Genomic DNA, 21332 nt, shown 5'->3' on the forward strand with positions numbered 1-21332 from the left:
AGACCCGGAGGTTCCTTTGAGCGGCCATTCCAAATGGGCTACCACCAAGCACAAGAAGGCGGCCATCGACGCCAAGCGCGGCAAGCTGTTCGCCAAGCTGATCAAGAACATCGAGGCGGCTGCGCGCACCGGCGGAGGCGATCCCGACGGCAACCCCACGCTGTACGACGCGATCCAGAAGGCGAAGAAGAACTCCGTTCCCAACGACAACATCGAGCGCGCCCGCAAGCGCGGCGGCGGCGAGGAGGGCGGCGGCGCCGACTGGCAGACGATCATGTACGAGGGCTACGGCCCGAACGGCGTGGCCGTGCTCATCGAGTGCCTCACCGACAACCGCAACCGCGCCGCCGGCGAGGTCCGTGTCGCGATGACCCGCAACGGCGGCAACATGGCGGATCCGGGCTCGGTGTCGTACCTGTTCGCCCGCAAGGGCATCGTCACGCTCGATAAGAACGATCAGGCCGAGGACGACGTCCTGATGGCCGTGCTGGATGCGGGCGCGGAGGAGATCAGTGACCTCGGCGAGCAGTTCGAGATCGTCTCGGAGCCGACGGACCTGATCGCGGTGCGCACGGCGCTGCAGGAGGCCGGCATCGACTACGAGTCGGCGGAGTCGGGCTTCCGCGCCTCGGTCGAGGTGCCGGTCGACGCGGACGGCGCGCGCAAGGTGTTCAAGCTGGTCGACGCACTCGAGGACAGCGACGACGTGCAGAACGTCTACACCAACGTCGATATCTCCGACGAGGTCCTGGCGCAGCTCGAAGACGACTGAACCCTGTTCAGAATTAGCGCCTCGAATCGGGTCTACTGTTCGGTAACCGAAGGCGTCAGGATATTCTCAGGATGTGACTCGTACTCGAACGGCTCTGCGCCGGGTTCCGGCCCTCGCTCTGGTGGCGGCGTTGCTGCTCGGAGCGGGTGGGGCGGCGGTCTGGGAGACCGGGCGCGCCGAGACGGTGCACGGCGCCACCGCGCTCGGCGTCCCGTTCGGCGCGCTGGAGCGCGACGAGGCGGCCGAGCGCCGGCGCCGGCGGCCGAGCGGGCCGACGCGGCGCGCGTCACCCTGCGGACCGGTAAGGGCGCCGTCGAGCTGACGCCGCAGCAGTTGGGGCTGCGGATGGACGTGCGCGGCACCGTCGAGCGCGCGATCGCGCAGCGGTCGCCGTGGCGCGACGTCGTGGGACTGGTCAGCGACCGGCATGTCCACGCCGCCTCCACCGTGGACCGAGCGGTGTTCGACGCCGCGGTCGCGAAGGCCGCCACGACCCTGACGTCGGCGGCGGGCGACGGGGCCGTCGTGTACCGCGACGGCCGGCCCGTGGTCGTCGAGCCGAAGGTGGGCGACCGGATCGATCCCGCGAAGGCCGCCGCCGCGGTCGCCGAGGCGTGGCCCGATTCCACGGACATCACGGTGCCCACCGAGCACGTCACGCCGACGGTCAGCGTGGACACCGCCCGCGCGGTCGCCGCCGGCGCCGCCGCGCAGGCGGTCGCGTCCGACGTGGTCCTCCGCGGCGAGGGCGCCGGCGTGCCGGCGGGCACGGTCGCGCGGGTGACGGCGGGGGACATCGGGAAGTTCCTGTCGTTCCGGCCCGACGGTGCCGGCGGGCTCGCCCCGCAGGTGGACCGCGCGGCCGCGCGCAAGGTGCTGGACGTGCGCCTGGATTCGGCGGTGAGTGAGCCCGAGGACGCCTCGTTCAGCCTGTCGGGCGGCACACCGTCGGTGACCGAGTCCGTCCCCGGTCGCGAGGTGGTGTGGGACCCGACGCTCGACGCGCTCGCGAAGGCCGTCGTGGAGGGGCCGGGCCGCGGCCGCACGGCGACGGCGCAGTTCAAGGCCGTCGAGCCGAAGCTCACGACCGCGCGGGCCAAGGAACTGGGCGTGCGCGAGGTGGTGAGTGAGTTCTCCACCGGCGGGTTCAGCGACGCCTCGGGCGTGAACATCCGGCGCGTGGCGCAGGAGGTGAACGGCGCCGTCGTGCTGCCGGGGGAGACCTTCTCGCTCAACGGCTTCACCGGCCCGCGCGGCACCGCGCAGGGCTACGTCGAGTCGGGGATCATCAACAACGGCCGCCCGGACAAGGCCGTGGGCGGAGGCATCTCGCAGTTCGCGACCACTCTCTACAACGCCGCCTACTTCGCCGGGCTCGAGGACGCCGGTCACACGGAGCACAGCTACTACATCTCCCGCTACCCCGAGGCCCGTGAGGCCACGGTGTTCGAGGGCGCGATCGACCTGCGGTTCACCAACAACACCCCGCACGGCATCGTCATCGAGTCCAGCGCGGGCGCGTCGTCGGTGACGGTCCGGATGTGGAGCACCAAGACCCGTGAAGTGCAGTCGAGCACCGGTTCGCGTTCGCTGCCCACGCAGCCGAGCACGATCCGGCTTCCGAAGGGGCCGCACTGCGTCGCGAGCACCGGCCAGCCCGGATTCACCACCAGCAACACCCGGACGATCACGGACGCCAAGACCGGCGGCGTGATCTCGCGCCACACGCGTACCGTGAAGTACGACCCCGTCCCCACTGTCATCTGCGAGTAGCGCCGACGTGTGTTGCTGACGCTCGCGGTGCAGCATGCAAGGTATGCTCTCGAACAAAGGTTTGACTGTTCGGTGCTGCCGGACCGGTGCGCGGGAGGTGCGGGTGTGCGAGTGATGGGCGTGGACCCGGGGCTCACGCGCTGCGGCCTGTCGGTGGTCGAGACCGGAGTGGGGCGCAGGGTCACGGCGCTCGATGTGGATGTGGTCCGCACGCCGTCCACCATGCCGCTCCCGGAGCGGCTGCTGGCGGTGTGGACGGCCGCCGAGTTCTGGATGGACACCCACGAGCCCGACGTCATCGCGATCGAGCGGGTCTTCGCGCAGCACAACGTGTCCACCGCGATGGGCACCGCGCAGGCGGGCGGCGTCGTGGCGCTGGCCGCGGCCCGCCGCGGTATCGACGTGCACTTCCACACCCCGTCCGAGGTGAAGGCCGCGGTCACCGGAAACGGCAACGCCGGCAAGGCTCAGGTCACCGCCATGATCACCCGGATCCTGGGCCTGCAGAAGGCCCCGGAGCCGGCCGACGCGGCGGACGCGCTCGCGCTCGCCGTGTGCCACAGCTGGCGCGCGCCGATGATCGCCCGCATGGCCGAGGCCGAACGCAAGGCGGCGGAACAGAAGAAGATGTTCGAGCAGCGGCTCGCGGCGCAGCGCAGCGCCGGCCGCGTATCAGGAGGAGTGCGATGATCGCGTCGCTGCGCGGCGAGGTACGGCACATCGGGCTCGACCACGTGGTGGTCGAGTGCGCGGGTGTGGGCTACAAGGTGCTGGTCGCCCCGGCCACGGCGGGGCGCTCACGCGCGGCGCGGAGGGCTTCCTGCTCACCTCCATGGTGGTGCGCGAGGATTCGCAGACCCTGTACGGCTTCACCGACGCGCCGCAGCAGGAGCTGTTCCACCTGCTGCAGACGGTGCAGGGCGTGGCCCGCGGCTCGCGATGGCGGCGATCGCGGTGCTCGATCCGGCGCAGATGCAGACGGCGATCGCGTCGGGCGATCTCAAGACCCTGTGCCTGATCCCCGGCATCGGCAAGCGCGTCGCCGAGCGGATCCACATCGAGCTCAAGGACAAGGTGTCGGCGTCGCCCACCGACGGCGGTGCCGTCGCCGGGTCGACGGTGCCCGCGGGCGGTGTCGCACAACAGCTGCTGGACGCGCTCGAGGGCCTCGGCTTCACCCCGAAACAGGCGGAGCCGGCCGTCGCCGCCGCGGTCGAGGCCGGGTCCGGCAAGCCGGTGTCCGAGTTGCTGCGCGACGCGCTGAAGTCGCTGGGGCGCGGCTAGATGCACGACGACGAGGTCGGCAGCGAGTTCGAGGAGGCCGAGGGCATCATGGGCCCGGCGGCCCTCGTCGGCGACGATTCGGAGTCGTTGCGCCCCAAATCGCTCGATGAGTTCATCGGCCAGCCCAAGGTCCGCGAACAACTGCAGCTGGTGCTGCACGGCGCGAAGCTGCGCGGCGGCACCCCCGACCACATCCTGCTGTCCGGGCCGCCCGGCCTCGGCAAGACCAGCCTCGCGATGATCATCGCCGGCGAGCTCGGCACCGCCCTGCGGGTCACCTCGGGTCCCGCGCTGGAGCGCGCGGGAGACCTCGCCGCGATGCTGTCGAACCTCGTCGAGGGCGACGTTCTGTTCATCGACGAGATCCACCGCATGGCCCGGCCCGCCGAGGAGATGCTCTACCTCGCGATGGAGGACTTCCGCGTCGACGTGGTGGTGGGCAAGGGCCCCGGTGCCACGTCCATCCCGCTCGATGTGGCGCCGTTCACCCTGGTCGGGGCCACCACCCGGTCCGGCGCGCTCACCGGCCCGCTGCGCGACCGCTTCGGCTTCACCGCGCACATGGACTTCTACGAGACGGCCGACCTGGTGCAGGTCATCGAGCGCAGCGCGAAGATCCTCGGCATCACGATCGAGCGGGAGGCGGCCGCGGAGATCGGTAGCCGCAGCCGCGGCACGCCCCGTATCGCCAACCGGCTGCTGCGCCGCGTCCGCGACTTCGCCGACGTCCGGGCGGACGGCAGCGTCACCGTCGACGTGGCGCGCGGCGCGCTCAAGGTGTACGACGTGGACGAGCTGGGCCTCGACCGGCTCGACCGCGCCGTGCTCGGAGCCCTGATCCGCAGCTTCGGCGGTGGGCCCGTGGGCGTTTCGACCCTCGCGGTCGCCGTCGGCGAGGAGCCGGGCACCGTCGAGGAGGTGTGCGAGCCGTTCCTCGTGCGCGCGGGCATGCTCGCCCGCACGCCGCGCGGCCGCGTCGCCACCATGGCGGCCTGGCACCACCTCGGGCTCGAGCCGCCCGCGGGAGCGCTCGCCTCCGGCATCGAGGTCCGCGGCGACTTCGACGCCGGCGACGAGCGCCTCTTCTGACCTACTTCGGGGCGGTCAGGTCGTACACCGTCACCCCGTCGACGGTGCGCGGCGCGAAGGTCTTCTCCACCCACGTGCGGATCTCGGATGCGGTACCCGACCCGAATCCACCGAATCCGCCACCGGATTCGGCGAGGAAGTAGTGGATCCGCCCGTCCGCCACGTACTGCTGGAACTGCACCAGAGTAGGGGCGCGATCGGTGCCGTTGAACCCGCCGATCGGCATCACGGGCTTCTCCGTCGCCAGTTGGTAGCCGGCCGCAGCGTTCGCGCCGACCGTCGCCGCGACCCAGGTGTACCGGTCCGCGTCCCGAAGGAGGAGGGCCGTTACCTCGGGCCCGGCCGTGCTGCCCGTCAGGAACGACGGTCCGCCGCCCCGACGTTCGGTGTCGCGCCCTCGCACCGCGCCGTCCGCGGGGCCGAGACGGTCCATCCGCTTCCCGCCGCCCGGGCCACCGCCGAAGCCGTGGCCGCTCGACGGGCCGGCTGAGACGATCGCGCCCTGCCTGGGTGAGGCGATGGTCTCCGCTGTGAAGGCCACCTGCCCGGCGACCGCGGAGAACAACGCGGCGACGGTGATGAGGCCGGTGAGGTGCCCCGTGCGGCGCCGTGCGGGGAGCAGAGTCGTGAGCAGCGCGAGGGCGGCCACGGCTGCGGCGGCCGTGATGGTCCAGCGCAGCCACGGGTTCCACGCGGGCGTCTGATCCAGGATGTACCAGGCAGTTCCGCCCGTGGCGGCGACGGCGAGGGCGCCGACCGCTCGGACCCACGTCCGCGCGCGCTCGCGCCAGCCGACGGCGACGCCGATCGCCACCAGTGCCGCGATCGGCGGGGCCAGCGCCACGGTGTAGTAGGCGTGGAAGATCCCGGCCATGAGACTGAAGGTGATCCCCGTGACCAGAAGCCAGCCGCCCCAGGCGATCACGGCGGCGCGATCGCCATCGGTGCGTTCGGTCCGTCGGCGCAGGATCAGCACGAGGGCGATCGCGATCAATGCCGCGGGGAGCAGCCAGGCGATCTGGCCGGCCTGCTCAGGTTGGAACATCCGGAGGATCCCGGAGTCGCCGAACATCCCGCCGCCGCGCCCAGGCGTCTCCATCCCCGCGGGGAGCTCGAAGCCCGGCGGCATCTCCATGCCGCCGCGGCCGGGGCCGACGCTTCCCGTCTCATCGCCGTTGAGGCGGCCGAGGCCGTTGTAGCCGAGGGTGAGCTCGAGGATCGAATTGTTCTGCGAGCCACCGATCCACGGCCGCGACGAGGCGGGCCACAGCTCGACCGTCAGCAGCCACCATCCGGCCGCGACGACCATCGAGGCTCCCGCGGCGAACAACTGCGCGACGCGCGTGCCGAGCTTCGGCGGCCCGGCGACCAAGTACGTCAGCGCCAGACCGGGGACGATGAGCATCACGGCGAGTTGCTTGGTGAGGAAGCCCAGGCCGACGAAGGCGCCGCACGCGATCAGCCACCGCCACCGGCCGTCCTCGACGGCGCGCAGCATCGCCCACGTCGCCGCGATCATCAGCAGCACCAGCAGCGCGTCCGGATTGTTGAACCGGAACATCATGGCCGCCACCGGTGTCACTGCGAGGAGCAGCCCGGCGAGCAGGCCGGCTACCGGGCCGAAACGGCGGCGCACCGTCGCATACAGCAGTCCGACGGAGGCCACCCCGAGGAGGGCTCGGGCACCAGCATCGCCCAGGTGTTCACGCCGAAGATGCGGGTCGAGACCTCCATCACCCACAGCGAGGCGGGAGGCTTGTCGACGGTGATCGAGTTCGCGGCGTCGGAGCTGCCGAAGAACATGGCCTTCCAGCTGACGGTGCCGGCCTGCACGGCGGCGGAGTAGAAGGCGTTGGCCCACCCCGACTTTCCGAGCCCCCAGAGGTAGGCGACGGCCGTGCCGAGCAGGAGCGCGGAGAGCGCGATGCGTTCGCGCGTCCTGGTCATCGGCGCCCCGCCCGCTCGGCGGTCGCGGCGCGGAAGATCAGGCGCAGCCCCAGGAAACGGGTGACGGTGGCCACCAGGTTCGCGACCACCAGGACGGCCAGCTGCAGGCCCCGGCTCGCGTCGGGCGCGAGATGTACCAGCGCGGTGAGGCTTCCCGCCGTCAGTGCCCACGTGAGGAGGAAGACGACGAGCCCCTCGAGGTGGTGCCGGGCGGCGCCCTCGCGGCCGCGCACGCCGAAGGTGAACGACCGGTTCGCCGCGATGTTGCCGACGGCGGTGATGAGCAGCGCGGCGAAGTTCGCCCCCTGTGCCCCGAGGAGGGAGTGCAGCAACAGGTAGAGGGCCGCGTACGCGATCGTGCTCGCGACGCCCACCGCCGCGAACCGGGCCAGCTGGCCGATCATGTTGCGGGGGACGCCCGCCAGCTGCGGCTCCTCGCGCCCGAGGGCGCGTCGGACGTCGTCGAGGGGGAGCGCGCCCGCGGCCAGCGCCCGCCCCACCCGGTACACGCCCTTCAGGTCCTTGCGCACGGTGTCGGCGATGTCCACCCGGCTGTCGGGGTCGTCCGTCCAGTCGACGGGGACCTCGTGGATGCGCAGGCCGGCGCGTTCGGCGAGCACCAGCAGTTCTGTGTCGAAGAACCATTCGCCGTCCTCGACCAGCGGCAGCAACTCGCGGGCGACGTCGGTGCGGATCGCCTTGAAGCCGCACTGCGCGTCGGAGAAGCGGGCCCGGAGAGCGGCGTGCAGGAGCAGGTTGTAGCCGCGGGAGATGAACTCCCGCTTCGGGCCCCGCACCACGTTCGCGCCCCGTCCCAGGCGGGTGCCGATCGCGATGTCGCTGTGCCCCGAGAGCAGCGGTGCGACCAGGGGATGCAGGGCGTTGAGGTCGGTCGAGAGGTCGACGTCCATGTACACCAGCACGCGGGCGTCGGACTCCGCCCACACGCGGCGGAGCGCGCGGCCGCGGCCCTTCGCGTCCAGGTGCACCACGCGGACACCGTCGAGCCGGGTCGCGAGGCCCTCGGCGACTGTGAGCGTGGAATCCGTGCTGGCGTTGTCCGCGATGGTGATCCGCGCCGGAATGCCCAGTGCGGCATCGAGGTACGCACGGAGCGTCTCCGCGCAGGGCACTATCGTGTGGGCCTCGTTGTACACGGGGATCACGATGTCGAGAACGGGGGCGTCCGGTGACGGCTCGGTCCGGTCCTGTGTCGAGGTGACCGTGCGGTCGGGGGCGGTCTCGGTTGTCATGCGGACAACCTTCGATTGCGCTGCTGCCGCGCTCCTGTCGTACGTCTGTGCGGTCACTGGGAACCGTGCCCGGCTCCCGGCCCGGTCCCGGTGCTAGCCGCCGACGGTTGCGGCCATCCGCCAGGCGCGCGGCGTCGAGCCGAACCGGCCGCGGAACCAGCGTGAGAAGTTCGACGGGCTGGAGAACGCGAGGATGCTCGCGATCTCGGTGAACGTGTACCGCCGGCCGGCGACCAGGTGTTGCGCCAGCGCGGCCCGGGCATCGTCGACCACCTGTGTGAACGTGGTGCCCTCCGCGGCCAGGCGCCGGTGCACGGTGCGCCGGTCCACGCCGATGCTGCGGGCGACCTGATCGGCCGAGCACCGGCCGGTGGGCAGCAGCATGTCGACGAGCTCGCGGATCCGTTCGGTGGATTCGGGTGCCGCCTGCTCGTCGACCGCCCCGACGATCCGGCGCGTGTACGCCCGGAACTGCGGGTCCGCCGTCGTGGTCGGGCGGTCGAGATCCCGCTCGTAGAGAGTGATTCCGCTGAAGTCGGCGTCGTAGCGCAGCGATCCGCCGAACATCCGGCGGGGCGTCTCGCGGTGAAGGTGCGGCGGATGCCCGAACGAGACGGACAGCGGCGACCACCCGCCGCCGATCAGATCGCGCAGGATCGCGTGGACCACGCCCACGGCGAAGTCGATCGCCTGGCCGACGGGCGCGGGCTTCTCCAGTTCGAGCTCCACGCGGATCGTCGCGATCCCGTCCGCGATGGACAGACGGGTGTGCAGCGCCTCGTTGTACATCCGCTCGTTGCGGACGAGCAGCCGCAGCGCGCTGCGGACATCGGGCTCCTCACGGAGCACCAGGCTGAGCGGGCCGAGGTGCGAGAGCCGGCGCAGTTCGGCCAGGCGGAGCCCCAGGTCGTCGCGTTCCGCGGCCTGTGCGGTGCGTTCGAGCAGATCGTTGACGGCGGACGCGGGCACCCACCGGTCCTGCATCGCCACTCCGCTCGGGTCCAGGCCCGACGCGCGCATCAGGGCGCGGGGGTCTGCGCCGAGCGATCGTGCCAGGTCTGGATAGCTGGCGAGGGCCGCGTACCGGGACAGCGGCGGAGTGGACCTCTTGGCTGTGACTGGCATCACCCTCCTGTCCCGATATGAATACCTACGTGTCCCGTGAGGAACATTCTAGGCCGTGCCGGCTTCCTAATGTAGTCCGCATCACATCGACGAACGCACCACTTCGACACATCTGGAGGACCCACGACATGGCCAACGCGATCCGATTCCACGAGACGGGCGGGCCCGACGTGCTGCGTATGGAAGAGGTCACCGTCGGCGCTCCGGGCGCGGGCGAGGTGCGCGTGCGCCACCACGCGATCGGCCTGAACTTCGCCGACATCTACTACCGCACCGGCCTGTACCCCGTGCCCCTGCCCAACGGCATGGGCGTCGAGGCCGCCGGCGTGGTCGAGGCCGTCGGTCCCGGGGTCGAGGGTTTCGCCCCCGGCGACCGCGTGACCTACACCTACACCGGCACCCCGCTCGGCGCGTACAGCTCCGAATTCGTGCTGCCGGCCCGGCACCTCATCCACCTGCCCGACGGTGTGGACTTCGAGACCGCGGCCGCGTGCACGATGCGGGGCTGACCGCCTCGTACCTGATGCGTCGCGTCCACCCGTTCCGCGGCGACGAGACGATCCTGCTGCACGCCGCGGCCGGCGGCGTGGGCCTGATCGTGGCGCAGTGGGCGAAGCTGTTGGGCCTCACCGTGATCGGAACCGTCTCCACCGAGGAGAAGGCGGAGGTCGCCCGGGCCCACGGTGTCGACCACATCATCTACTACCGCCGCGAGGACACCGCCCAGCGCGTCCGCGAGATCACCGGCGGCGCCGGCGTCCCCGTGGTGCTCGACAGCATCGGCGCCGCCACCGTCGACGCCTCGCTGAACAGCCTCACCAAGCGCGGCCTGCTGGTGTGTTTCGGCACCTCGTCGGGCCCGATCCCCCCGATCGATCCGATGCAGCTCGCGATCAAGGGGTCGTTGTTCGTGACTAGGCCCGGGCTCGCCGACTACATCGCCGACCCCGCCGAACGCGCCGAGCTGGCCGGAGAGCTGTTCGGCCACATCGCCGCCGGCCGGATCAGCATCGAGATCGGCCAGCGGTACCCGCTCGCCGACGCCGCCCGCGCCCACAAGGAACTCGAGTCCGGCGCGCTGACCGGCTCCTCCATCCTCCTGCCCTGATCCCCCGATCCGACATCGGAAAGGACTACCGCCATGACCGTCACCGTCCCCCGAACCATGAACGCCCGGCGGCTCACCGCGCACATCGGCGCCGAACTGACCGATGTCGACCTCGCGGAGGTCGCGCACGACGACGACCTGTTCGCCGAGCTGCGTGCGCTCCTCGTGCAGCACAAGGTGCTGTTCTTCCGCGATCAGCCGATCAGCCGCGCCGACCACGTCGCCCTCGCCCGCCGCTTCGGCGAACTGGAGGACCACCCCGTCCTCGGCAGCGACCCCGAACACCCGGGCCTGGTGCGGATCTACAAGGACCTCGACAGTGATCGTGAGGCGTACGAGAACGCCTTCCACTGCGACGCCACCTGGCGCGAGTGCCCGCCCTTCGGGTCGGTGCTCCGCTGCGTGGAGGGTCCCGAGGTGGGGGGCGACACCATCTGGGTCGACATGGTGGCCGCGTACGACGCGCTCCCCGAGGACGTGAAGGCGCGGATCGCACCGCTGCGGGCCAGGCACTCGATCGAGGCGAGTTTCGGTGCGCGCCTGCCGATCGAGCAGCGGCACGCCATGCACGCGAAGTTCCCCGACGCGGAGCACCCCGTCGTCCGGACCCACCCGGACACCGGCGAGAAGATCCTGTTCGTCAACTCGTTCACCACGCACCTGACGAACTTCCACAACGACGAGAACGTCCGCTTCGGCTTCGACTACGCCCCCGGCGCCGGCGATCTCCTGCAGTACCTGCAGCGCCAGGCCGCGGTCCCCGAGTTCCAGGTGCGCTGGCGCTGGAGCCGGGACAGCTTCGCCATCTGGGACAACCGCTGCACCCAGCACTACGCCGTCCAGGACTACTGGCCGGCGGTCCGGAGGATGGAGCGCGCCGGCATCGTCGGCGACCGCCCCTTCTGACCCCGAATCATCACCGACACAGAGACATTCAGCCCGATCAACCCACCCATCAAGGAGTACATCATGCATTTCCACGACGACGCCCTGTTCCCCGAGGTCCAGGAGAAGCAGGTCATCACCGTTGCGCCCTACGGCCCCGAGTGGGAGCTCGACGACTTCCGCGAGGACCTGCCGCTCACCATGGAGCAGCACGTCCAGCAGGCCGTCGACTGCTACGAGGCCGGCGCCACCGTCCTGCACATCCACGTCCGCGAGGAGGACGGCCACGGCTCCAAGCGCCTCTCCAAGTTCAACGAGCTGCTCTCCGGTCTGCGTGAGGCCGTTCCGGACATGATCCTGCAGGTCGGCGGCTCCATCTCCTTCGCCCCCGAGGGCGAGGGCGCGGACGCCAAGTGGCTCTCGGACGACACCCGGCACATGCTGGCCGAGCTCGATCCCAAGCCCGACCAGGTGACCATCGCGATCAACACCAGCCAGATGAACATCATGGAGCTGATGACGGACGAGGACATCGCCGGCACCTCCATGCAGCGTCCGGAGCTCTACGACACCTACCGCGAGATGACGGTGCCGGCCGGCCCCGAGTGGGTCGAGGAGCACCTGCGCCGCCTGACCGCCAACGGGATCCAGCCGCACTTCCAGCTCAGCTCGATCCCGCAGCTGGAGACCGTCGAGCGCCTGATCCGCCGGGGCAAGTACATGGGCCCTCTCAACGTCACCTGGGTCGGTATCGGCGGCGGCTTCGACGGCCCCAACCCGTACAACATCATGAACTTCATCAACCGGGTGCCGGACGGCGCGATCCTCACCCTCGAGACCCTCATGCGCTCGGTGCTGCCGGTCAACACCATGGCCATCGCGCTGGGCCTGCACACCCGCTGCGGCAACGAGGACACCATCTGGGGCAAGCCCGGCGAGAAGATCAAGTCGGTCGACCAGGTCAAGCAGCTGGTGCGGATCAGCCACGAGCTCGGCCGTGACGTGGCCACCGGCAAGGAGGCGCGCGACATCTACCACATCGGTGAGCAGTACTCGTCCGTCGATGAGACCCTGGCCAAGCTCGGCTACGCGCCGAACCGCCAGGTCGGCCAGCTCGGTTTCACCCAGCACGCGTGAACGGATGAATGACAATGGCCCTCATGCCCACCCGCTCGGGTGACGTCGAGGACGCCGACGGTACGCCGGCGGGACCCGTGCGGTCCCGCCGGCGGATCTACCCGTGGGTGGTCTTCGGTCTCGCGTTCGCACTGCTCCTGTCCGACTACATGTCCCGGCAGGTGCTCGCCGCGGTCTTCGTCCCCCGGGGCAGGAGCTGCATCTCGACAAGGCCCAGCAGGGCTCGCTCATCTCCGTGGTCGCCCTCATGGTGGGGCTGCTGACCCTGCCGGCCTCGATCCTGGCGGACCGCTGGGGCCGCGTGCGCAGCCTCGTCCTCATGGCCGTGCTCTGGTCCGTCGCCACGCTGGCCTGCGCGTTCGCGCAGAACTACGAGCAGCTCCTCGCCGCCCGGTTCGTGGTCGGTGTCGGCGAGGCGGCGTACGGCAGCGTCGGCATCGCGCTGGTGCTCAGCCTGTTCGCGCCCCGGGTGCACGCCGCGCTCTCCGCGTCCTTCATGGCCGGCGGCTCCTTCGGGACCATGGTCGGCACCGGCCTCGGCGGCCTCATCGCGGTCCACTTCGGGTGGCGCTGGTCGCTCGGCGCGATGGCGGTCCTCGGACTGCTGCTGGTGGCGGTGTTCAAGCTCGTGGTCACGGAGGCGCGCGTGTCCCGCAACCAGGTCGACGAGGCCGGGGCGGCACCGTCGTGGGAGAGGGCCGAGCCGATCCGTGCCGGACGCGCCCCGCTGTCGAGCCTGTTCACGAACTCGCCCGTGATGTGCGCGTACATCGGCAGCGGCCTGCAGATGTTCATGGCCGCGGTCATGCTCACCTGGTTGCCGACGTACTTCAAGGAGGCGTATCACCTCTCCGTGGATAAGGCCGGAGGCGCCGCGGCGGTGTTCGTACTGCTGGTGGGTTCCGGGATGATCGTCTGCGGGTTCCTGGCGGACCGGTACAGCCTGCACGACGGCACGCGGAAGTGGACGGCGGGTATCGCGTACTGCGCGATCGCCTTCGTCGCCCTGCTGATCGCCTTCCGGATGCCCACGGGCACAGCGCAGCTCGTGCTGCTCGGCATCGGCGCCTTCTTCGCCGCGGGCAGTTCCGGCACGGCGGCCGCCATGGTCGCGTCGCTGACGCACCGCTCGGTGCAGGCCTCGGCGATGGGCACGCTCACGCTGGCGAACAACCTTCTCGGTCTCGCCTTGGCGCCCATCCTCATCGGTGCGCTCGCGGACCGGCTGGGCCTGCTGGGCGCGCTGCAGCTCGCCCCGCTCGTCTACGTGCCGGCCGTGCTGTTCATGGTCTTCGGCAAGCGCCTGCACCCGCGCGGCCTCGCCAAGTTGCAGGCCCTCAACGCGGAGGCGGCTCGGTGACCGCGCCCGTGCCCGTGATCGTGCCGGGCCTGCGGGGGAGCGCACCGTCGCACTGGCAGGAGCTGTACGCTGCCCGGACGCCCGGGGCGGTCGCGGTGCCGTTCCCCGAGGAGTCGCTGTGGCACTCGATCGAGGAACGGATCCGGCTGCTCGCCGAGACGGTCGCGGCCGTCGACGGACCCGTGATCCTGGTGGCGCACAGCGCGGGCGTGCTCGCGACGGTGCACTGGCTCCGGTCGCTGGCCGACGGTGACGCGGCGCTCGACGCCGTGGTGGGCGCCGTCCTCGTCACGCCACCCGACTTCGGCGTCGATTGGCCGGAACCGCACCCGCGGCCGGCGGAGCTCGCGGCCGAGGGGTGGGAGCCCGTCCCGCGGAGGAGATTGCCCTTCCCGACCGTCGTCGCCGCGAGTCGCACCGACCCGCTGGCGAGGTACCGGGTGACCGCCGGCCTCGCGGAGGCCTGGGGGAGCCGGCTGGAGGACCTCGGCGACGCCGGGCACCTCAACCCGGTGTCGGGGCACGGGGAGTGGCCGCTGATCGACGATCTCGTCGCGGAGATCGTGGCGTCGGGGAGCCGCTCGTGAGCGAGTCGGTGGTCGGCGCCATGCGCGAGGCGGGGCACTGGAACCCGATGTGGGACGGGGCGGCCGAGCGCGACCCTGGGGGAGACCGTCACGCGAGGGCCGTCACTCCCAGTGCGATGAGCAGCCCCACCTTGGCCACCTCGAGGCCGATGTAGGCGAAGTGCAGGTTGTGCCGGGGCATCTCGTCGGAGATCTCGTGGGTCGCGGCATCGCCGATCACGCGCCGGTCCATCACCCGGCGCAGGCCGACGCACGCGGCCAGGTCGACTGCGGCGAGGACGAACAGGATGACTGTGACGGTGCGGTGCGGGCCCACGGCGAGCGCGACGGCGACGCCGACGGCCAGCACTGCCTCGCACGCGTTGAGCGCCCGGAACACCAGCCGGCCGATGCCGACGCCGAGCGGCACCGTGATCCCGGGCGCGCGGAACTTGACGGGGGCCTCCAGGAACGAGATCGCGAGGATCATTCCGAGCCAGACGAAGGCGAGGGCGGCGGCGACGGTGTTCATGGTCCCACGTTAGGCCCGCCTTACCAGGTGGGCGGCGGCGGGTGCCCGGTGCGCCCCACGCGCTCCGCGGTGGCACAGTGGAGGCATGACGGTGCGGACGAAGCGGATCTACGAGGAGCCCTTGCCGGAGGACGGGTTCCGAGTGCTGGTCGACCGGCTGTGGCCGCGCGGCGTCTCCAAGGTCCGTGCGCACCTGGACCTGTGGGACAAGGAGATCGCCCCCAGCACCGAGCTGCGCGAGTGGTTCGGCCACGTGCCGGAGCGGTTCGAGGAGTTCGCCCGCCGCTACACCGCCGAACTCGAGGCGAACCCCGCGACCGCGGAACTGGAGCGGATCGTCGCGGAGCATCCGACCGTCACCCTGCTGTACGCGGCCAAGGACCCGGTGCGGCAGCAGGCCACCGTCCTCGCCGATTACCTGCGGAAACACCCCGCGTAGTGAGCCGCGCCCGGATTCCTGTCGGACCGGGCCGCTAGCCTTGCGGACGCAACCGATCAGGGGATCGACATGACCGAGGACATGACCGTCGAGCGGCCTGGGAGCGGGCTCACCGGTGTCCGCGCGGAGCGGGCGCGCCAGGTGATCGAGGCCCTCGCCGGCCCGGGTGCGGCGCTCCGCGCCGACCAGGAGACCGCGGTGGCGGCGCTCCTCGAACCCGCCGCCCGGGTGCTGGTGGTGCAGGCCACAGGCTGGGGCAAGTCCGCCGTGTACTGGGTGGCCACTGCGCTCCGGCGGGCCGAGGGTGCGGGGCCCGCGCTCATCGTCTCGCCCCTGCTCTCGCTCATGCGGGACCAGGTGGCGGCGGCCGAGCGTGCCGGGCTGCGCGCGGCAACGCTGAACTCGTCCAACTTCGAGGAATGGGGTGTCATCGAGGCGGCGCTCGCCGCCGGCGAGGTGGACGTTCTGCTGGTCTCGCCGGAGCGGCTGGCGAATCCGTCGTTCGGCCGGCGCGTGCTGGACGCGCTGGAGGGTTCGCTCGGCCTGCTCGTGATCGACGAGGCGCACGCCGTGTCGGACTGGGGTCACGACTTCCGGCCCGACTACCGCCGCGTCTCCGATGTGCTCACCAGGCTGCACCCGCGGACGCCGGTGCTCGCCACCACGGCGACCGCGAACGCCCGCGTCACGGCGGATGTGGCGGCCCAGCTGGGGGACGCCACCCTCGTCCTGCGCGGCCCCCTCGCGCGTCGCTCGCTCCAGCTCAACGTGCTGCCGGCGCTGGCGCCCATCACGCGGTACGCGTGGGTTGCGAAACATCTGCCGGACCTGCCGGGTTCGGGCATCGTCTACGCGCTGACGGTGGCGGACGCGGACCGCCTGGTGGACGGTGTCCGGGCGGTGCACGGTGCGGGCTATCCGGTGGCGGCGTACACCGGCAAGCTCGACCCCGACACCCGCGCCCGCCTCGAGGACGCGTTGCGGGCCAACGAGATCAAAGCGCTCATCGCCACTTCCGCGCTGGGGATGGGGTTCGACAAACCCGACCTGGGCTTCGTGGTGCACGTCGGTTCGCCGCCCTCGCCGGTGTCCTACTACCAGCAGGTGGGCCGCGCCGGCCGCGCGATCGATCACGCCGTCGTGGCGCTGCTGCCGTCCGAATCCGACGCGGGGGTGTGGGACTACTTCGCCACCGCCACCATCCCGGATCCGCAACAGATGGACCGGGTGCTCGGCGCGCTGTCGGAGGACGAGTCCGGGGAGGGCAGTCGGCGATCGCGCTGGAGGCAGCCACCGGTATCCGGCGTACGCGGATCGATCTGATGCTCAAGCAACTCGCGGTGGACGGCGCCGTCGAGCGGGTCGAGGGCGGCTACCGCGCGACGGGCGCTCCCTGGCATTACGACGGCGCCCACTACGACGGCATCGTCGCGACCCGTCGCCGCGAGGCCGACATCATGCGGGCTTACACCCGCGGCGAACGGTGCCTCATGCAGTTGCTCACCGAGTCGCTGGACGATCCGGAGGCGGCCCCTGCGGCCGCTGCTCGGTGTGCCTGGGGCACGTCCCGGACGGGCTCGGCGAGCCGGTGCCGCCAGACGCCGCCCGCGCAGTGGCCGGCGCGCTGCGGTCGCAGAGCCAGGTGCTCGAGGCGCGCAAGATGTGGCCGGGTGGCGTCTCGGGTCGCAAGGGCCGGATCCGGCCCGATCTCGCGGCGGAGCCGGGGCGTGTCCTGGTCTTCGCCGACGCGCCGGAGTGGGCGGGCACCGTCGGCGCCGCCCGGGCGGGGGATGCGCAGGCGACCGCGGATCTTGCCGACGCCGCGGTGGCGGCGCTGTCTCGGTGGAAGGACCAGTGGCGTGCCCGTCCCGAGGTGGTGGTGTCGCTGCAGCTCACCGATCGTCCTGCGCCGGTGGAGCCGGTGGCGGACCGGATCGCGGAGGTCGGGCGGCTCGCTCGGGCGAGTCTCCCGATGCCGAGCGGACCCGCCCCGGGCCGCGACGCGTCAGGTGCGCAGGAGGCCGCGCACTGGCTCGACGCGATCGCGGTCGGTGGCCCGGCGGTCGACGCGGTGCGGGGGCGGTCCGTGCTGCTCGTGGTCGACGAGTCGGGCACGGGGTGGGCCGTGACGGTCGCGGCGGCGCGTCTGCGGGAGGCCGGTGCGACGGTGGTGTTGCCGCTGGTGGTGCACCGTCCCGCCTGAGTTCCGCGACATGTGGAACACTGGAACCTTGAGTGCTGTCCGCGACCCGGGCGGCGTCCCACCCGCGGAGCGCCCGCGGCCCCCGATCTGAGGAGACCGATATGGAACTCTTGCTGCCCCTGATGCTCGTGCTGATGCTCGTCTTCATGTTCTTCCAGTTCCGGAAGCAGAAGAAGCAGATGAACGAGACGATGGAGATGCAGGCGGGCCTCACCGTCGGCACCAAGGTCATGACCAGCACCGGTCTCTACGGCACCGTCGTCGGCCTGGGCGACGACACGATCGATCTGGAGATCGCGCCCGGCGTCACCACCACGTGGGTGCGCCGCGCCATCGCGAAGATCCTGACGCCGGAGGAACTCGACGCCCCCTCGATCGAGAACATCGCCGACGAGGCCGAGATCGACCTCGAGAAGCGCCCCGAGGATCGCTGACCCGTACCCGCCCCTATCGCCCACTTCTCCGGCGGCCGTCGCCGGAGGAGTTTCTCCACGCCGAGGAGTCGTAACCACCCGTGGCCAGGAAAACATCGAGTAGCGACACGAACGAGTCGCGGCTCCTCATCGCCTTCGGCTTGATCTTGATCGTGGTCTTTTCACTCGTGTTCTTCACCGGTGACCGCAAGCCCGAACCCAAGCTGGGCATCGACCTGCAGGGCGGCACCACCGTGACGCTGCAGGCGATCACGCCCGACGGGCAGCCGCCCCGGACGGAGCAGATGGAGCAGGCGCGCGACATCCTCAACAAGCGCGTGAACGGCCTCGGCGTCTCCGGCTCGGAGGTGAAGATCAACGGCAGCAACCTGGTGATCACCGTGCCGGGCACGAACGGTGACCAGGCCCGCACCCTCGGCCAGACCGCGCAGCTCAAGGTGCGCCCGGTGCTCGGGTCGCAGCCGGCCAATCAGGTGAACACGCCCGCCCCGGACATGACCGATCCCGAATCGGCGAAGAAGGCGATCGCCGACGCGCGGGCCACCCGGCAGTCCACCGATCCCGCGGTGCAGAAGAAGGCGGCCGACGCCCTCAACTGCAGCGCACCGTCGGACCCCTGGCCGGTAACGACCAGCCCGACAAGCCCCTGGTCACCTGCGACCGGCCGGAGGCGGGCCAGCCCGGCCAGGGCCGCACGGTGTACACGCTGGGCCCCGCGATCATCGACGGTCAGTCGATCAAGAACGCGTCGTCCGGGGTGCCGCAGAATCAGGTGCAGTACGTGGTGACGCTGGAGTTCACGGGCGACGCCTCGAAGGTGTGGGCCGACTTCACCGCGAACAACCGCGGCAAGCAGGCCGCGTTCGTCATGGACTCGCAGGTGATCACCGCGCCGCAGATCAACGAGCCGATCACGGGCGGGCAGACGCAGATCTCCGGCAGCTTCACCCAGCAGAGCGCCGCCGATCTGGCTGCGGTGCTCAAGTACGGCTCGCTGCCGCTGAGCTTCAAGTCCGGCACCGCGCAGACGGTGAGCGCGACGCTCGGCTTCGAGTCGCTCAAGGCCGGCCTCATCGCCGGCGCTATCGGCCTGATCCTGGTGCTGATCTACGCGCTCGCGTACTACCGCGCGCTCGGCGTGCTGGTGGCGCTGTCGCTGTCGCTCTCGGTGGCCCTGCTCTACGGGCTGTTGGTGCTGCTCGGGCGCTGGGTGGGCTACTCGCTCGACCTGTCCGGCATCGCGGGCATCATCATCGGCATCGGCATGACGGCGGACTCGTTCGTCGTGTACTTCGAGCGCATCAAGGACGAGATCCGGGAGGGGCGAAGCTTCCGTTCCGCGGTTCCGCGCGGCTGGGCCAGCGCCCGGCGCACCATCTGGACGGGCAACGCGGTGTCGCTGCTCTCGGCCGTGGTGCTGTACGCGCTGGCGGTCGGTGACGTGAAGGGCTTCGCGTTCACGCTCGGCCTGTCGACCATCCTCGACGTGGTGATCGTGTTCCTGGTGACGCACCCGCTGGTGTACTTCGCGTCGAAGACCGAGTTCTTCGCCAAGCCGTCGATGAACGGCCTCGGCGCGGTGGCCGCCATCGGCCGCGAGCGTAGGCGGGCCGCCGCTGTGACCTCCGGGGAGGCGTGAGCATGACCGACACAGTTCTCGAATCCGAGAAGAAGGCGAGCTTCTTCACCAAGCTCTACACGGGCACCGGCGCGTTCGACATCGTCGGCCAGCGCCGCAAGTACTACATCGCGACGGGGATCGTCATCGTCGTCGCGATCCTGGGCATCCTGATCCCGGGCTTCAAGTTCAGCATCGACTTCGAGGGCGGCACGCAGGTGTCGTTCCCGGTCGGCACCGCCGAGGTCGATACCGCCAAGGTCCGCGAGACGGTGCGCAGCGCCACCGGCGTGGAGCCGTCCGCGGTGCAGACCGCGGGCACCGGTGCCGCGGCGACCTACCAGGTGTCGCTGTCCGAGCTCGACAACGACCAGATCACCAAGGCACGGGAGGTGTTGTTCGAGACGTTCCACCCCCGGGGCGCGACGGGCAGCCGTCCGCGAACAGCATCAGCTTCTCCAACGTCAGTTCCACCTGGGGCGCGCAGATCACGCAACGCGGCCTGATCGCACTCGTGGTGTTCCTGGTGCTCGTCACGATCTACATCGCGGTCCGGTTCCGTGAGTGGGACATGGCCCTCGCGGCGCTGGCGTCGCTGTTCTTCGATGTCATCGTGACCGCGGGCTTCTACGCCTGGTCCGGCTTCGAGGTCAGCCCGGCCACCGTCATCGGCCTGCTCACGATCCTCGGCTTCTCGCTGTACGACACCGTCGTCGTGTTCGACAAGGTGGACGAGAACGTGCGCGGCGTCCTGCACACGACCAGGCGCACGTACGGCGAGCAGGCCAACCTCGCCGTCAACCAGACGCTCATGCGGTCGATCAACACCACGGTGATCTCGGCGCTGCCGATCATCTCGCTCATGGTGGTCGCGGCCTGGCTGCTCGGCGTGGGCACCCTCATGGACCTGGGCCTGATCCAGCTCGTCGGCGTCGTGGTCGGCACGTACTCGTCGGTGTTCTTCGCGGCGCCGTTGCTGGTCAGCCTCAAGGAGCGCCGCCCGGAGTACAAGCAGCACACTGCGAAGGTGCTGGCGCGGCGCGCCAAGGCCGATTCGGCGGAGGACACCGTGGCCGATGGCGCGGTGAAGCTCGACAAGGCCCCGGCCCGTCCGCAGACGAAGCGGTCGCGCCGCCGTGACTGATGGCCGTGCCGCAGCCGCGCGCGCCGCTATCGCGCGGTGCACGCGGCACGTCGCGGACTTCCCGGAGCCGGGGGTCGTGTTCGCCGACCTCACGCCGGTGTTCGCCGACGGTGCCGGTCTCGCCGCGGTGATCGACGGGCTCGCCGCGGCGGGCCGCGATTCCGGTCCCGCGGCGGGCCGCGATTCCGGTCCCGCGGCGAGTCGCGCGTCCGAGCCCGACGGTGCCGTCGCCGTCGACCTGGTGGCGGGTCTGGACGCGCGCGGTTTCCTTCTGGGCTCGGGAGTGGCGCTGCGCCTCGGTGTGGGGATGCTCGCGGTGCGCAAGGCGGGCAAGCTGCCGCCGCCGGTGCTGCGCGAGGAGTACACGCTCGAGTACGGCACCGCGGCGCTGGAGATCCCGGCGGAGGGGATCGAGCTGGCGGGGAAGCGGATCCTGGTGGTCGACGACGTCCTGGCGACGGGCGGCACGGTCTCCGGCGCGGTGGCGCTGCTGCGCCGCGCGGGCGCCGTGGTGGATCGTGTCGCGGTGGTGCTGGAGCTCGCGGCGCTGGGCGGTCGGGCGCGCCTCGCGCAATTACCCGGCGGACCCGTCGCGGTCGAGGCGATATCGGTAGGCTGAATCCCTAGTCCGCTCACGATCAGAGGACGGGGAGGCACCATGTC

14 protein-coding genes and 7 pseudogenes are annotated in these 21332 nt (G+C 71.0%); 17 read left to right on the plus strand and 4 right to left on the minus strand.

Features of this window, described 5'->3' with window-relative positions:
* The first annotated feature begins 16 nt into the window (after positions 1-16).
* The 6 genes and pseudogenes from MTP03_RS10010 to ruvB all read left to right on the plus strand — a co-directional run bounded on the left by MTP03_RS10010 (position 17) and on the right by ruvB (position 4918).
* A complete protein-coding gene (locus MTP03_RS10010) occupies positions 17-772 on the plus strand; it encodes a YebC/PmpR family DNA-binding transcriptional regulator (protein ID WP_248491789.1) in 756 nt (251 codons plus the stop codon).
* A 73-nt stretch (positions 773-845) separates the two neighbouring features.
* Positions 846-1094, plus strand: a complete 249-nt coding sequence (locus MTP03_RS10015) for a hypothetical protein (RefSeq protein ID WP_248491790.1) — start codon at positions 846-848, stop codon at positions 1092-1094.
* 11 nt (positions 1095-1105) lie between these two features.
* Positions 1106-2545 (plus strand): VanW family protein, encoded by a 1440-nt coding sequence (locus tag MTP03_RS10020; RefSeq protein ID WP_248491791.1) that lies wholly within the window; start codon positions 1106-1108, stop codon positions 2543-2545.
* A 105-nt stretch (positions 2546-2650) separates the two neighbouring features.
* Entirely contained in the window at positions 2651-3235 is a 585-nt protein-coding gene (gene ruvC / locus MTP03_RS10025) for a crossover junction endodeoxyribonuclease RuvC (RefSeq protein WP_248491792.1), read from the plus strand.
* Positions 3232-3829: pseudogene (gene ruvA, locus MTP03_RS10030) on the plus strand (Holliday junction branch migration protein RuvA). Before ruvC ends, ruvA begins: the two are co-directional and overlap by 4 nt.
* Positions 3830-3877: 48 nt before the next feature.
* A complete protein-coding gene (ruvB, locus tag MTP03_RS10035; RefSeq protein ID WP_248492118.1) occupies positions 3878-4918 on the plus strand; it encodes a Holliday junction branch migration DNA helicase RuvB in 1041 nt (346 codons plus the stop codon).
* A 1-nt stretch (position 4919) separates the two neighbouring features.
* Here the strand turns inward: ruvB and MTP03_RS10040 are convergent.
* The 3 genes and pseudogenes from MTP03_RS10040 to MTP03_RS10050 all read right to left on the minus strand — a co-directional run bounded on the left by MTP03_RS10040 (position 4920) and on the right by MTP03_RS10050 (position 9243).
* Positions 4920-6865: pseudogene (locus MTP03_RS10040) on the minus strand (glycosyltransferase family 39 protein).
* Entirely contained in the window at positions 6862-8118 is a 1257-nt protein-coding gene (locus MTP03_RS10045; RefSeq protein ID WP_248491793.1) for a bifunctional glycosyltransferase family 2/GtrA family protein, read from the minus strand. Before MTP03_RS10045 ends, MTP03_RS10040 begins: the two are co-directional and overlap by 4 nt.
* 93 nt (positions 8119-8211) lie before the next feature.
* Complete coding sequence (locus MTP03_RS10050) at positions 8212-9243, minus strand: AraC family transcriptional regulator (protein WP_248491794.1); 1032 nt, start codon at positions 9241-9243, stop codon at positions 8212-8214.
* A gap of 128 nt (positions 9244-9371) precedes the next feature.
* Here MTP03_RS10050 and MTP03_RS10055 point away from each other — a divergent pair.
* From MTP03_RS10055 to MTP03_RS10075, 5 genes and pseudogenes are all read left to right on the plus strand, one after another.
* Positions 9372-10351: pseudogene (locus MTP03_RS10055) on the plus strand (quinone oxidoreductase).
* Between the two features lie 33 nt (positions 10352-10384).
* Positions 10385-11257 (plus strand): TauD/TfdA family dioxygenase, encoded by an 873-nt coding sequence (locus MTP03_RS10060; protein ID WP_248491795.1) that lies wholly within the window; start codon positions 10385-10387, stop codon positions 11255-11257.
* 63 nt (positions 11258-11320) lie between these two features.
* On the plus strand, positions 11321-12373 hold the full coding sequence (locus MTP03_RS10065) for a 3-keto-5-aminohexanoate cleavage protein (RefSeq protein WP_248491796.1): 1053 nt from the start codon (positions 11321-11323) through the stop codon (positions 12371-12373).
* A 23-nt stretch (positions 12374-12396) separates the two neighbouring features.
* Positions 12397-13733: pseudogene (locus MTP03_RS10070) on the plus strand (MFS transporter).
* A complete protein-coding gene (locus tag MTP03_RS10075; RefSeq protein WP_248491797.1) occupies positions 13730-14320 on the plus strand; it encodes an alpha/beta hydrolase in 591 nt (196 codons plus the stop codon). Before MTP03_RS10070 ends, MTP03_RS10075 begins: the two are co-directional and overlap by 4 nt.
* A gap of 88 nt (positions 14321-14408) precedes the next feature.
* On the opposite strand, the gene MTP03_RS10080 is transcribed toward MTP03_RS10075, so the two are convergent.
* The gene (locus MTP03_RS10080) at positions 14409-14831 is read right to left on the minus strand and encodes a hypothetical protein (protein WP_248491798.1); all 423 of its coding nucleotides are present in this window, start codon (positions 14829-14831) and stop codon (positions 14409-14411) included.
* Positions 14832-14916: 85 nt separating this feature from the next.
* Here MTP03_RS10080 and MTP03_RS10085 point away from each other — a divergent pair, with 85 nt between their 5' ends.
* The 6 genes and pseudogenes from MTP03_RS10085 (at position 14917) to MTP03_RS10110 (ending at position 21288) form a co-directional block, all read left to right on the plus strand.
* Positions 14917-15270 carry a DUF488 domain-containing protein gene (locus MTP03_RS10085; RefSeq protein ID WP_248491799.1) on the plus strand — a complete coding sequence of 118 codons (354 nt, stop codon included), beginning with the start codon at positions 14917-14919 and terminating at the stop codon, positions 15268-15270.
* Between the two features lie 81 nt (positions 15271-15351).
* Positions 15352-17473: pseudogene (locus tag MTP03_RS10090) on the plus strand (ATP-dependent DNA helicase RecQ).
* 101 nt (positions 17474-17574) lie between these two features.
* The gene (yajC, locus tag MTP03_RS10095) at positions 17575-17907 is read left to right on the plus strand and encodes a preprotein translocase subunit YajC (RefSeq protein ID WP_248491800.1); all 333 of its coding nucleotides are present in this window, start codon (positions 17575-17577) and stop codon (positions 17905-17907) included.
* A gap of 80 nt (positions 17908-17987) precedes the next feature.
* Positions 17988-19525, plus strand: a pseudogene (gene secD, locus MTP03_RS10100) (protein translocase subunit SecD); the annotation flags it as partial.
* Positions 19526-20669, plus strand: a pseudogene (gene secF, locus MTP03_RS10105) (protein translocase subunit SecF).
* Positions 20662-21288: an adenine phosphoribosyltransferase gene (locus MTP03_RS10110; RefSeq protein WP_248491801.1), complete on the plus strand. Its 627-nt coding sequence runs from the start codon at positions 20662-20664 to the stop codon at positions 21286-21288. Before secF ends, MTP03_RS10110 begins: the two are co-directional and overlap by 8 nt.
* The last annotated feature ends 44 nt before the right edge of the window (positions 21289-21332 follow it).

The organism is Tsukamurella sp. PLM1 (assembly GCF_023168325.1).
Taxonomy (GTDB): Bacteria; Actinomycetota; Actinomycetes; order Mycobacteriales; family Mycobacteriaceae; genus Tsukamurella.